General features: G+C 71.7%; 13 protein-coding genes. 9 read left to right on the plus strand and 4 right to left on the minus strand.

Features of this window, described 5'->3' with window-relative positions; all coding sequences use genetic code 11:
- The first annotated feature begins 43 nt into the window (after positions 1-43).
- The 4 genes from DTB53_RS02910 (at position 44) to DTB53_RS02925 (ending at position 3,387) form a co-directional block, all read left to right on the plus strand.
- On the plus strand, positions 44-1,195 hold the full coding sequence (locus tag DTB53_RS02910; RefSeq protein ID WP_012380632.1) for a 5-(carboxyamino)imidazole ribonucleotide synthase: 1,152 nt from the start codon (positions 44-46) through the stop codon (positions 1,193-1,195).
- Entirely contained in the window at positions 1,192-1,740 is a 549-nt protein-coding gene (gene purE, locus DTB53_RS02915) for a 5-(carboxyamino)imidazole ribonucleotide mutase (RefSeq protein WP_012380633.1), read from the plus strand. The genes DTB53_RS02910 and purE overlap by 4 nt, the downstream gene beginning before the upstream one ends.
- Positions 1,741-1,751: 11 nt before the next feature.
- Positions 1,752-2,948, plus strand: coding sequence for a dipeptidase (locus tag DTB53_RS02920; RefSeq protein ID WP_012380634.1), 1,197 nt, complete (start codon positions 1,752-1,754; stop codon positions 2,946-2,948).
- 112 nt (positions 2,949-3,060) lie between these two features.
- On the plus strand, positions 3,061-3,387 hold the full coding sequence (locus tag DTB53_RS02925) for a pentapeptide repeat-containing protein (RefSeq protein WP_003968705.1): 327 nt from the start codon (positions 3,061-3,063) through the stop codon (positions 3,385-3,387).
- Positions 3,388-3,560: 173 nt separating this feature from the next.
- On the opposite strand, the gene DTB53_RS02930 is transcribed toward DTB53_RS02925, so the two are convergent.
- Entirely contained in the window at positions 3,561-4,904 is a 1,344-nt protein-coding gene (locus DTB53_RS02930) for a UDP-glucose dehydrogenase family protein (RefSeq protein WP_012380635.1), read from the minus strand.
- A 207-nt stretch (positions 4,905-5,111) separates the two neighbouring features.
- Here DTB53_RS02930 and DTB53_RS02935 point away from each other — a divergent pair, with 207 nt between their 5' ends.
- Positions 5,112-6,269: an acyl-CoA dehydrogenase gene (locus tag DTB53_RS02935; RefSeq protein WP_030705411.1), complete on the plus strand. Its 1,158-nt coding sequence runs from the start codon at positions 5,112-5,114 to the stop codon at positions 6,267-6,269.
- Between the two features lie 204 nt (positions 6,270-6,473).
- Here the strand turns inward: DTB53_RS02935 and DTB53_RS02940 are convergent, their stop codons facing one another.
- Complete coding sequence (locus tag DTB53_RS02940; protein WP_012380637.1) at positions 6,474-7,052, minus strand: maltokinase N-terminal cap-like domain-containing protein; 579 nt, start codon at positions 7,050-7,052, stop codon at positions 6,474-6,476.
- 108 nt (positions 7,053-7,160) lie between these two features.
- Between DTB53_RS02940 and DTB53_RS02945 the strand changes: the two genes are divergently transcribed.
- Positions 7,161-7,688 (plus strand): AAA family ATPase, encoded by a 528-nt coding sequence (locus tag DTB53_RS02945; RefSeq protein WP_012380638.1) that lies wholly within the window; start codon positions 7,161-7,163, stop codon positions 7,686-7,688.
- Positions 7,689-7,720: 32 nt separating this feature from the next.
- On the opposite strand, the gene DTB53_RS02950 is transcribed toward DTB53_RS02945, so the two are convergent.
- Complete coding sequence (locus DTB53_RS02950) at positions 7,721-8,293, minus strand: dihydrofolate reductase family protein (RefSeq protein WP_003968710.1); 573 nt, start codon at positions 8,291-8,293, stop codon at positions 7,721-7,723.
- Between the two features lie 161 nt (positions 8,294-8,454).
- On the opposite strand from DTB53_RS02950, the gene DTB53_RS02955 reads away from it, so the two are divergent.
- The gene (locus DTB53_RS02955; protein WP_012380639.1) at positions 8,455-8,934 is read left to right on the plus strand and encodes a hypothetical protein; all 480 of its coding nucleotides are present in this window, start codon (positions 8,455-8,457) and stop codon (positions 8,932-8,934) included.
- A gap of 303 nt (positions 8,935-9,237) precedes the next feature.
- Complete coding sequence (locus DTB53_RS02965) at positions 9,238-10,284, plus strand: DUF5954 family protein (protein WP_012380640.1); 1,047 nt, start codon at positions 9,238-9,240, stop codon at positions 10,282-10,284.
- A gap of 65 nt (positions 10,285-10,349) precedes the next feature.
- On the opposite strand, the gene DTB53_RS02970 is transcribed toward DTB53_RS02965, so the two are convergent.
- On the minus strand, positions 10,350-11,669 hold the full coding sequence (locus DTB53_RS02970; protein ID WP_078562766.1) for an LCP family protein: 1,320 nt from the start codon (positions 11,667-11,669) through the stop codon (positions 10,350-10,352).
- Between the two features lie 117 nt (positions 11,670-11,786).
- Between DTB53_RS02970 and DTB53_RS02975 the strand changes: the two genes are divergently transcribed.
- On the plus strand, positions 11,787-12,356 hold the full coding sequence (locus tag DTB53_RS02975) for an acyl-CoA thioesterase (protein WP_012380642.1): 570 nt from the start codon (positions 11,787-11,789) through the stop codon (positions 12,354-12,356).
- Positions 12,357-12,420: the final 64 nt, after the last annotated feature.

A 12,420-nucleotide genomic window follows, 5' to 3' on the forward strand; every position in this document is an offset into this window, starting at 1 on the left:
ACGGCCGTCCGGGGAGCCCCGGCGTGGCGGATACCCTGGAGGCGTGACGTTCCCGGTAGTCGGCATGGTCGGCGGCGGTCAGCTCGCCCGCATGACCCACGAGGCGGGCATCCCCCTCGGCCTGAAATTCAAGCTGCTCAGTGACACCCCCCAGGATTCGGCGGCCCAGGTGGTGAGCGAGGTCGTCATCGGCGACTATCGCGACCTGGACACGCTGCGCGCCTTCGCGCAGGGCTGTGACGTGATCACCTTCGATCACGAGCACGTCCCGACCGAGCATCTGCGGGCCCTGGAGGCGGACGGCATCCCCGTGCGCCCCGGCCCCGATGCCCTGGTGCACGCCCAGGACAAGGGGGTGATGCGCGCCAGGCTCCTGGAGATCGGCGCACCCTGCCCCCGCCACCGCATCGTGAGCGATCCGGCCGACGCCGCCGCGTTCGCCGAGGAGGTCGGGGGCTTCCCCGTCATCCTCAAGACCGTGCGCGGCGGCTACGACGGCAAGGGCGTGTGGGTGGTCCGCTCCGAGGCGGACGCGGCCGATCCGTTCCGCGCCGGGGTGCCGGTCCTCGCGGAGGAGAAGGTCGACTTCGTACGGGAGCTGGCGGCGAACATCGTCCGCTCGCCGCACGGCCAGGCCGTCGCCTACCCGGTCGTCGAGTCGATCCAGGTGGACGGCGTCTGCGACACCGTGATCGCCCCGGCCCCGGAGCTGGACGAGGAACTGGCCGGCGAGGCCCAGCAGCTCGCGCTGCGCATCGCCGCCGAGCTGGGCGTCGTCGGACACCTCGCGGTCGAGCTGTTCGAGACGCGCGGCCCCGACGGGAAGCCCGGCATCCTCGTCAACGAGCTGGCCATGCGCCCGCACAACTCGGGCCACTGGACCATGGACGGCGCGATCACCTCCCAGTTCGCCAACCACGTGCGGGCGGTCCTCGACCTCCCCCTCGGCGACCCGCGCCCGCGCGCCCCCTGGACGGTCATGTGCAACGTCCTGGGCGGCGACTACCCGGACATGTACCAGGCGTACCTGCACTGCATGGCCCGCGACCCGCAGCTCAAGATCCACATGTACGGCAAGGACGTGAAGCCCGGCCGCAAGGTCGGACACGTCAACACCTACGGCGATGACCTGGCGGACGTGCGGGAGCGCGCCCGGCACGCGGCCGACTACCTGCGAGGAACGATCACCGAATGACTTCCCCCGGCACCGGATCCCCCGTCGCCCCCCTCGTCGGCATCGTCATGGGCTCGGACTCCGACTGGCCCGTCATGGAGGCCGCCGCCAAGGCGCTCGACGAGTTCGAGATCCCCTACGAGGTCGACGTCGTCTCCGCCCACCGGATGCCGCGCGAGATGATCGCGTACGGCGAGGAGGCCGCGGGCCGCGGCCTGAAGGCGGTCATCGCGGGCGCGGGTGGGGCCGCCCACCTGCCCGGGATGCTGGCCTCGGTCACCCCGCTGCCGGTCATCGGCGTTCCGGTGCCGCTGAAGTACCTGGACGGCATGGACAGCCTGCTCTCCATCGTCCAGATGCCGGCCGGGGTCCCCGTCGCCACCGTCTCCGTCGGCGGCGCGCGCAACGCGGGGCTGCTGGCCGCCCGGATCCTCGCCGCGGCCGACCCCGTGCTCCAGGAGCGGATGCAGGAGTTCCTGCAGGAGCTGAACGACCAGGCCACGGAGAAGGGCAAGCGCCTGCGCTCCAAGGTCCAGGGCGCGGACTCCTTCGGCTTCGGAAAGTAGGGACCGGACCCGTGGACCACCTCGCCCGCGCGCACGAGCTCCTCGCCGTCCACCCCGTCGTCGACGGCCACAACGACCTCCCCTGGGCCCTGCGCGAACAGGTCGGCTACGACCTCGACGCCCGGGACATCGCCGCCGACCAGCGCGGCCTGCTCCACACCGATCTGAACCGGCTGCGGGCCGGCGGGGTCGGCGGCCAGTTCTGGTCGGTGTACGTCCGCACCGACCTGACCGGCGACGCGGCCGTCAGCGCCACCCTGGAGCAGATCGACATCGTCGGCGAGCTGATCGCCCGCTACCCGACGCACCTGCGCCGGGCGCTCACCGCCGACGACCTGGAGAAGGCCCGCGCGGAGGGCCGGATCGCCTCCCTGATGGGCGCCGAGGGCGGCCACTCCATCAACAACTCCCTGGGCACCCTGCGCGCCCTGTACGACCTCGGCGTCCGCTACATGACGCTCACCCACAACGACAACATCGACTGGGCCGACAGCGCGACGGACCTGCCGCGCCTCGGCGGCCTCTCCGCCTTCGGCCACGAGGTCGTCCGCGAGATGAACCGCGTCGGCATGCTGGTCGACCTCAGCCACGTCGCGGACGGCGTCATGCGCGACGCGCTCGCCACCAGCACCGCGCCGGTGATCTTCTCGCACTCCTCGGCCCGCGCCGTCTGCGACCACCCGCGCAACATCCCCGACGACGTGCTCGCGGCCCTCCCGGCCAACGGCGGCGTCGCGATGGTGACCTTCGTCCCGAAGTTCGTGCTGCCCGAGGCCGTCGCCTGGACCCTGGCCGCCGACCGGAACATGCGCGAGCACGGCCTGCACCACCTCGACACCACCCCGACCGCGATGCGCATCCACGAGGACTTCGAGGCGGCCCACCCGCGCCCCGAGGCCACCGTCTCGACCATCGCGGACCACCTCGACCACATGCGCGCGGTCGCGGGCGTCGACCACATCGGCATCGGCGGCGACTACGACGGCACGGCGTTCACCCCGCGCGGCCTGGACGACGTCTCCGGCTACCCGAACCTCATCGCCGAGCTGCTGCGGCGCGGCTGGTCCGAGGGCGATCTCGCCAAGCTGACCTGGCAGAACTCCCTACGGGTGCTGCGCGACACGGAAGCCGTGGCCCGCGACGAGCAGAGCGGGCGCGGCCCGTCCCACGCGACGATCACGGAGCTGGACGGGCAGCGGCCGCGCTGACCCGAGCGTGCCTCGTGACGACACGGAAGATTCGGGCAATCATCCACAGTTCCTACGCAACCTCGTGTTAGGGATAGCGGGCAGGATTTCCCTCAACAGGAGGTACGCAACGATGCGCACGAATCTTCTCCGCGTCACGGCCGCGCTCGGTACCGCGGTCGTCCTGGCCGTCGGCGGCGCGGGCGTGGCCGCCGCCGACGGTCTGGGCAACGCGGGCATCGGGAACAAGGGCGTCGGCAACGCGGGCATCGCGAACACGGGCCTGGGCAACGCGGGCGGCTTCAACGGTGGCGTCGGCAACGCCGGCCTCGGCAACTGGGGCTGGGGCAACGCCGGCATCGGCAACACGGGCGTCGGCAGCCACGGCTTCGGCAACTCGGGCCTCGGCAGCTCCGGCATCGGCAACACCGGCGTGGGCAGCTCCGGCATCGGCAACTGAACCGCCTCGCGCGCCCGGTCCGCACCGGGCAGGCGCCCCCGGGCCGGCCGCACGCTCCACCGGCGGCCGGCCCGCGTGCGTGCGGGCCGGGCGTTCGCCCGTGCGGCGGTGGGCGGCGGCGTCCGGGGGAGCCGGTCGGCCGGTTCCCCGAAGCCGGCCCCCGGACGTGTGGATCAGGCCTTCGGGCGGCCCATCGCCCGGTACGTCCACCCGGCCTCGCGCCACACCGCGCTGTCCAGGGCGTTGCGGCCGTCCAGGATGATCCGGCGGGCCGCCACCTCGCCCAGCTCCGCCGGGTCCAGCTCACGGAACTCGCGCCACTCCGTCAGGTGCAGCACCACGTCCGCCCCGCGCACGGCCTCCAGCGCGGAGTCCGCGTAGCCGAGCGTCGGGAACAGCCGCCGGGCGTTGTCCATCCCCTTCGGGTCGAACACGGTCACCTGGCCGCCCTGGAGGTGGATCTGCCCGGCGACGTTGAGCGCGGGGGAGTCGCGTACGTCGTCGGAGTCGGGCTTGAACGCGGCGCCCAGCACCGCCACCCGCCTGCCGAGGAACGAGCCGCCGCCCACCGCCTCCCGGGCGAGCTCCACCATGTGGCCGCGGCGGCGCATGTTGATCGAGTCGACCTCGCGGAGGAAGGTGAGCGCCTGGTCCGCGCCCAGCTCCCCGGCGCGCGCCATGAAGGCGCGGATGTCCTTGGGCAGGCAGCCGCCGCCGAAGCCGATCCCGGCCCGCAGGAACTTCTTCCCGATGCGGTCGTCGTGCCCGATGGCCTCCGCGAGCTTCACGACGTCCCCGTCGGCCGCCTCGCACACCTCGGCCATCGCGTTGATGAAGGAGATCTTGGTGGCCAGGAAGGAGTTGGCGGAGGTCTTCACCAGCTCGGCGGTCGGGAAGTCGGTCACCACGAACGGGGAGCCCTCGGCGACCGGCACGGCGTACACCTCGCGCAGCAGCTTCTCGGCCCCCTCGCTCGCGACGCCGACGACGATCCGGTCGGGGTGCAGGGTGTCGTTCACGGCGAAGCCCTCGCGGAGGAACTCCGGGTTCCAGGCCAGCTCGGCACCGGCCCCCGCCGGAGCCAGCTCGGCGAGCCGGGCCGCGAGGCGGGCGGCGGAGCCCACCGGGACGGTCGACTTGCCGACGACCAGGGCGGGCCGGGTCAGGTGCGGGGCCAGCGAGTCGAAGGCGCTGTCGACGTAACTCATGTCGCACGCGTACTCGCCGTGCTTCTGCGGGGTGTTCACGCAGACGAAGTGGACGTCGCCGAACTCCCCCACCTCCTCCCAGGAGGTGGTGAAGCGCAGCCGCCCGGTGGAGCCCTCGATCCCGGCGACGTGCCGCTGGAGCATCTCCTCCAGACCCGGCTCGTACATCGGCACGCGGCCGGTGGAGAGCAGCTCGATCTTCTCCGGCACGACATCGAGCCCCAGGACCTCGAAGCCCAGCTCGGCCATGGCCGCGGCATGGGTGGCGCCGAGATAGCCGGTGCCGATCACAGTGATCCTGAGGGCCATGGGGTGCTCCTGGAAGATACGGACGGAGGTGCGGACCGAGCATAGTCGGGGACCGGAAGGCCGGAATTCACCGCTCCTTCCGTCCGCTCCACCGCATATGTCCCACCCCTGTCGGGAAGCTCACGTACACGGCACGTATGCCGCCGGGCGGTCGGCGGACTAAAATTGAGTTACTTAACGGTAGTTAGCATCTGGGGAGTGAGCGTCTTGGCGGGTTCGACCGATTTCGACCTGTACCGTCCGGCCGAGGAGCACGACATGCTCCGCGAGACCATCCGCGCCCTCGCCGAGACGAAGATCGCCCCCTTCGCCGCCGAGGTCGACGAGGAGGGCCGCTTCCCGCAGGAGGCGCTGGACGCCTTGGTCGCCTCGGACCTGCACGCCGTCCACGTCCCGGAGGAGTACGGCGGCGCCGGCGCCGACGCGCTCGCCACGGTCATCGTGATCGAGGAGGTGGCCCGCGCCTGCGCCTCCTCCTCCCTGATCCCGGCCGTCAACAAGCTCGGCTCGCTCCCGGTGATCCTCTCCGGCTCCGAGGAGCTGAAGGCCAAGTACCTGGGCCCGCTCGCCAAGGGCGACGCGATGTTCTCCTACGCCCTCTCCGAGCCGGACGCCGGTTCGGACGCGGCCGGCATGAAGACGAAGGCCGTGCGCGACGGCGACTTCTGGGTCCTCAACGGCGTGAAGCGCTGGATCACCAACGCGGGCGTCTCCGAGTTCTACACGGTCATGGCCGTCACCGACCCGGCCAAGCGCTCCAAGGGCATCTCCGCCTTCGTCGTCGAGAAGTCCGACGAGGGCGTCTCCTTCGGCGCCCCGGAGAAGAAGCTCGGCATCAAGGGCTCTCCGACCCGCGAGGTCTACTTCGACAACGTGCGCATCCCCGCCGACCGGATGATCGGCGAGGAGGGCACCGGCTTCGCCACCGCGATGAAGACCCTGGACCACACCCGCATCACCATCGCGGCCCAGGCCCTCGGCATCGCCCAGGGCGCGCTGGACTACGCCAAGGGGTACGTCCAGGAGCGCAAGCAGTTCGGCAAGCCGATCGCGGACTTCCAGGGCATCCAGTTCATGCTCGCCGACATGGCGATGAAGCTGGAGGCGGCCCGCCAGCTCACCTACTCCGCCGCCGCCAAGTCCGAGCGGGTCGACGGCGACCTCACCTTCTTCGGCGCCGCGGCCAAGTGCTTCGCCTCCGACGTCGCCATGGAGGTCACCACGGACGCCGTCCAGCTGCTCGGCGGCTACGGCTACACGCGGGACTACCCGGTCGAGCGCATGATGCGCGACGCCAAGATCACCCAGATCTACGAGGGCACCAACCAGGTCCAGCGCATCGTCATGGCCAGGAACCTGCCGTAGCGGAGTGCCGCAATAGGCCCCCGGGCCGGGAGCCGCCTCAGGGCGCCGGCCGCCCGGGAGACAGCTGAACCGCACGTGACACGACTGCCCCCGGCGGCCCCGCCGAGGGCAGTCGTGCCCGGCCGCGCGGCCGGCAGCCGACCCGGGCCGGGAGGGCGGTCGCCCGCTTCCCGCCGCCCCGTGTCACGGCCGGCGGAGACGGTCCTACCGCGGCGCGACGACCGCCATCTCCCCCCGCACGGCCGTTCCGTCCGGCCAGGTCCACCCGGCGACGAGACGGCCCGGCGCCCCCGCCTCGGCCTCCGAGGCCCGCAGGACGCGGTTGAGCCGGACGTCGGACCCCTCGGCGACGCCGGGCCCGTGCACGATGACGGTCGGGTCGGGGGTGTCGCTCACGCTCTGCTGCTGCGGCTTCGCCTCGCCGCGCAGCAGGGCCCGCAACTGCGCCAGGACCACCGGGTCGTGGGCGCCGTCGTAGATCCACCGGGTGCCGAGCACCCCGTGCTCGGAGGTGCCGATCAGCGCCTCGTCGGGAGCGCCCTCCAGCGCCGCGCCGCGGTAGCCCAGCGGCACCAGATACGCCACCGGCTCCCGCCCGGACGCGTCGGCCACGACCATGAACTCGATCCCGACCTCCCCTTCCGGGTCGTCCAGCCGGAACCCGCCGGCCTTGACCAGGTCGGGCGTCTCCCCGGAGCCCGCGTACCAGCTCTGCTCGGGCAGCCAGCCGGAGAGCAGTTCCAGCTTGGTGGGCGTCATGGTGGTGCGGTGGATGGATGCCATGCGGGCTCCCTGCTGAGGTGGATCCGGCCCCGTCCTCACGACGGGCGACTCCGAACCTATAGAGAACAATCCTGCACAGGCCAGGAGTTCCGCTCCTAGGGTGGAGAGATGATCATCTGGCTGAACGGAACCTTCGGCGCGGGCAAGACCACCACCGCGAAGGAGGTGATCGCGCTCCTCCCGGACTCCCGGCTGTTCGACACCGAGAAGGTCGGCGAGATGCTCTGGCATGTGCTCGGAGTGCCGGAGAGGGACTTCCAGGACTTCCCGCCCTGGCGGGGCCTGGTGGTGGAGACCGCGCGCCAGGTGCTCGACCACGTGGGCGGAACGCTGGTGGTCACGCAGACCGTACTCGTGGAGTCGTACTGGCGGGAGATCCACGACGGTCTGACCCGGGCCGGCATCCCCGTGCACCATGTCCTGCTCCACACGGACCGGGACACGCTCGTCGAACGCATCGAGACCGACGAGGAACCCTGGAACGTGGCCGCCCGGCAGTGGCGGCTGGACCACCTGGACGACTACGAGCGGGCCCTGCCGTGGCTCCTCCGCAAGGCCCGGATGGTCGACACGACGGACGTCGCGCCCGCCGAGGTGGCGGAGACCGTCCTGCGAGAGGCACGCCCCGGCTCGTAGGAGCCACGGCGCCGGCCGCCCGGTCCCGGGCGTCAGCGGACGACGTCGAAGACGTTCTTCTGGATGCCGTTGGCGTACGCCTCGTGCTCGACCAGCCTCAGCTTCTGGGCGTCCTTGTCCGTGTCGCTGAACAGCCGCTTGCCCGCGCCGAGCAGGAGCGGGAAGACGAGCAGGTGGTACCGGTCGATCAGGTCGGCGTCCGCGAGGCTCCGGTTCAGCTCGGTGCTGCCGTGGACGATGATCGGGCCGCCCTCGGTCTCCTTCAGGGCGGCGACCTCGTCGAGCGAGCGCAGGATCGTGGTCGCGCCCCAGTCGGACACCAGGTCGCCGTCGGTCAGCCGGGTGGAGACGACGTACTTCGGCATGGACTTGTACCGGGCGAACTCCTCCATGCCCGGCCAGACCGGGCTGAACGCCTCGTAGCTGTTACGGCCCATCATCAGGGCGGCGGCCTCCTCCTGCTCCCGGCCCTTGAGCTCGTACGCCTCCGGAAGGAACTCCACGTCCTTGAACGTCCACCCCGAGTTCCGGTAGCCGGGCTCGCCGCCCGGGGCCTCCATGACGCCGTCGAGCGAAACGAAGGCGGTGCTGATCAGGGTGCGCATCAGGTCTCCTGGCTGTGTCGTGGCGGGCCCCGGCCGGTGTGCCCGGCGTCGCCTCCCAGTCTTACGGAGGTTCAGACCGCGCACCTCGCGAAAACTCATCGGTCCCGCGTCGCCCACCGCCCCCGACCTCATCCCGGACCCGGCCGGTAGCCTCCGTCCCCATGACCGAACTCGACAGGCTGACCGCCCTCTTCGACGCCCTGGGCGCGGACGACGACGCCCGTGACTGGGCCGAGTCCGAGGCCGAGGAGGGGCTGCCGCAGCTCGCCCGCTACCGCCTCCTGCGGACGGTGTGGCAGGACGTCGACGCCTGGAGCACGGCCGCCCCGCGGTGGATCGACGCCTATCGCACCGACGGGGCGGCCGCCGACGCCGTCGACCGGGCCCTCGCGGCCGGGCTCACCCCCGAGGACCTCGGCGCGCTGGCCCGCGAGATCGCCAGGGAGACCGCGTACGGGGTGCTGTGCGCCCTCGCGGACCCGGCGGACGGGTCGCTCTCCGCGGACGTCGAGGCGCAGCTGCCCGGCTGGCGGCTGGCGGAGCTGACCCCGGCCGGCGCACCGACCGGCCGCCATCTCGACGCCCTCCACGAGGACTTCGCCGAGCTCGAACCGAAGGGGATCGTGTCAGGACCGGGGTGACCGAGCGGGCCACCCCCTTCGACCGCGCCGAACGGCGCATCTGGTCCGGCCAGGCCGAGGCGTACGCCCGCACCTGCGCCCGGCTCCGTGCCCACCCGGCGGGCGTACGACGAGCTGTGCGGCGAATTCCGCTCGGAGGACGGGCTGTTGGCGCTGCCGGCGCGCGGGAGAGCGTGACGGGAAGACCGGTCCGACGCGCGGAGGCCGGGGCCTGCGCGTTCGCCTGACACCGGCTCCGGTCGGCGGGAGCCCTTCGCGACGGAAAGCCCTGACATCGGCACCCCCCTTCGGCACACTGAGTGCATGGATGCTCACCGGGAGGGATCGCCGGATCACCTCACGATCAACATCACCCGTCGCGAGGACCCGGTATCCGAGGTTACCGAGGCGGACGCGTCCGCCTCGGTCCGCAGATATCCGAACATCGTCGTCCGGGGGCCCCTGTTCGGGCTCGCCGAGCAGCGGCGCGGCGATCGGCCGCGCTGGCGGCTCCTGGGCGAACTGGACTGCGGATTCCCGCAGATGGCCCGGGACGAGCTCAACTCGCTCCTCTGGTTCAGGGCGCGGGACGACACCGGGGACCCGGTGGTGCGGAGGTCCCTGCTGGACGCCGTGGCGCGGCTGGAGGTCGAGGCGACCGACGAGGTGTCGGCGGACGGCGTCCGCTACCGGGTCGTGCGGGCCGACGAGTTCGCCCGGATCGGCGACGGCCGTCTGGAGCCGCCCCGGGCGACCGACCCGGACGAGGACAGCTGGGATCCCGACGCGCCCGACCCCTGCCGGACCGAGGGCTTCGTCGTCGACCACGCGGCGGCCGTCGGGCTGACCGAGGGGATCGACCGGGCCGGGCTGCTGGGGCTCTCCTACACCGCCGCCCGCTTCCCCGAGGACGTACGGGCCGACTCCCGACGGGCGTTGACCACCCATCCCGGGGTCGTGCTGCTCCCGACGACGTTCCGGGTGGTCGAGCGGAAGGAGGCGACCTGGTCGATGGTGACGGGGCAGTACTCGACCCCGCAGGGCGCCCGCCGCGCCCTCGTCCACCACCTCACCCGGCCCGTTCCCCGGCTGCCGGATCTGCCGGACATGCCGGAGCTGCCGGCCTGGATGAAGGTGGACGAGAAGGAGGCGGCCCTCGACGCGCGGGCGGCGAAGGAGTTCGCCTCGCGCCGGAGGCCCGACGAACTCGTGGTGCGGGGGCGCCGGTTCGAGGTGATCCGGGTCGAGCGGGTGATGCGGATCGGGCCCGACGGGCCGGAGGGGTCGCGCCCGTCCGACGTGGACGACTACGGCCCCTCCCGGATCCACCCCCTCATGGACGAGGAGGGGAACATCGCCTACGGCACGTAGGGTCCGGCACGCGGAAGGGCGCCGGGCGACGGGCCCGGCGCCCTTCAACGGTCCCGTGCGCGCCCTCAGTCGCCCTTGACCGTGACCTTCTCGTCGTTGTTGAGCTGCTCCACCAGCTGCTTCACCTTGGCCTTGTCCCAGACCAGGTTGCCGCCGATGCTGCCCGAGATCGGGATGTTCATCGAGGTGCCCTCGCCGCCCGTGACGCCCTTCATCGCGAAGAACATGTTGCCCAGCGCCCAGAGCGACATGTCCTTGTCCACGATCAGCGTGTCCAGGCCCGCGCCCATCGTCGGGTACAGCTTGAACGGGTTGATGATCGTGGACGGGGTCGCCGTCTGGCTCGCCAGCGCCGCGAGGAACTTCTGCTGGTTCTTCGTACGGTCCAGGTCGCTGCCCGCGAACGCGTAGCGGGTCCGGACGAAGGCCAGGGACTGCTCGCCGTTCAACGTCTGCTTGCCGGCCTGGAAGTCGGCGCCGGACTTCTTGTCCTTGAAGGCCTTCGGGATGTCCAGCTCGACCCCGCCGATCGCGTCCACGATCTTCGCGAAGCCGCCGAAGCCGATCTCGACGTAGTGGTCGATGTGCAGGCCGGTGTTGAACTCGACCGTACGGACGAGGAGTTCGGGTCCGTCCTCGGCGTAGGCGGCGTTCAGCTTCACCTGCCGGCCGGTGCCCTCGAACTTCTTCCCGGACTCGGACCCCACGAAGGACGGGATCTCGACGTTGGAGTCGCGGGGCAGCGAGATCAGCGTCGGGCCGTTGGAGCCGTCGTGCAGGATCATCATCGAGTCGGTCCGCTTGCCCTCGGCGGAACCGGTGCGCAGCCGCTTCTTCTCCTCGGCCGACATGCCCTCGCGGCTGTCCGACCCGACGATCAGGTAGTTCGTGCCGTCGCCGGACTCCGGGCGTTCGATGACCTTGGAGAGGTCGACCTCGCGCTTGAGCTTCGAGTCGGCCCAGAAGTACGTCGAGATCGAGACCGCGAGCACCACGACCACCAGGGTCAGCGCGCCGAGCTTGATCCGGCGGCGCCAGTCCGGGGCCGGGCTGCCCTGGACGTAACCCCCGTCGCCGCCGCGACGGCCGCCTCCGCCGCCCCGGCCGTTCGATCCGGCGCCGCCCGAGCCGTAGACCTGGCCCGTGTTGTAGCCGCTGTCGTACCCGGGGCCGTCGCCGTAGCCGCCGTCCTGGTAGCGGTCGTCGTACCCCTGGCCCTGCGGCGGCACCTGGGGTCGCTGCGGAGGGGACTGCGGCCTCTGCGGCGGGGTCGGGCGGCGCTGGATGTGGGGCATCGCCCGCGCGCTCTCCGGCCGGGCGCTGTCGCTGCCCCGCCCGTAGCGCTCGTTGCGGTCGCCGGTCCGTCGATCGGGCCAATCGTTCATTCGCTCAGTGTGCCGCGCCGCCCTACAGCCTTCACAGGGTGTATGGGGATTTGGGCCGCGGCTGTTGCCAAGCTGATGCATTCTGCGGGATCCGGGTCCCCGCATAAGGTGGACTGTATGACAGATCAGGCCACCGGCGTAACAGATCAGGCCAACCGCTCGGAAGGCGAGATTCCGGGCAAGCCGACCGCGGCGTCCCGGACCACCCTCAGCCACATCATGACCGGCAGCGACACCAACCTCCTCGGCACGGTGCACGGTGGCGTGATCATGAAACTGGTGGACGACGCCGCCGGCGCGGTGGCCGGCCGGCACTCCGGCGGGCCCGCGGTGACCGCGTCGATGGACGAGATGGTCTTCCTGGAGCCGGTCAGGGTCGGTGACCTCGTCCACGTACGCGCACAGGTCAACTGGACCGGCCGCTCCTCGATGGAGGTCGGGGTCCGGGTGATGGCCGAGCGCTGGAACGAGTCGACCCCCGCCCAGCAGGTCGGCAGCGCCTATCTGGTCTTCGCCGCCGTGGACGGGGACGGCAAGCCGCGTCCGGTACCGCAGGTGATCCCCGAGACCGAGCACGACAAGCGGCGCTACCAGGAGGCGCAGATCCGGCGCACCCACCGGCTCGCCCGCCGCCGCGCGATCAAGGAGCTGCGCGAGAAGCGCGCCGCCGACGGCATCGACGACTGAGGCCGCGAGCGGCACGCGTCAAGGGTTCCACGAGCACCGCCCGGCTCCGGGGGCCACGCGCGGC

The sequence above is a fragment of the Streptomyces griseus genome (genome assembly GCF_900460065.1).
GTDB lineage: Bacteria > Actinomycetota > Actinomycetes > Streptomycetales > Streptomycetaceae > Streptomyces > Streptomyces griseus.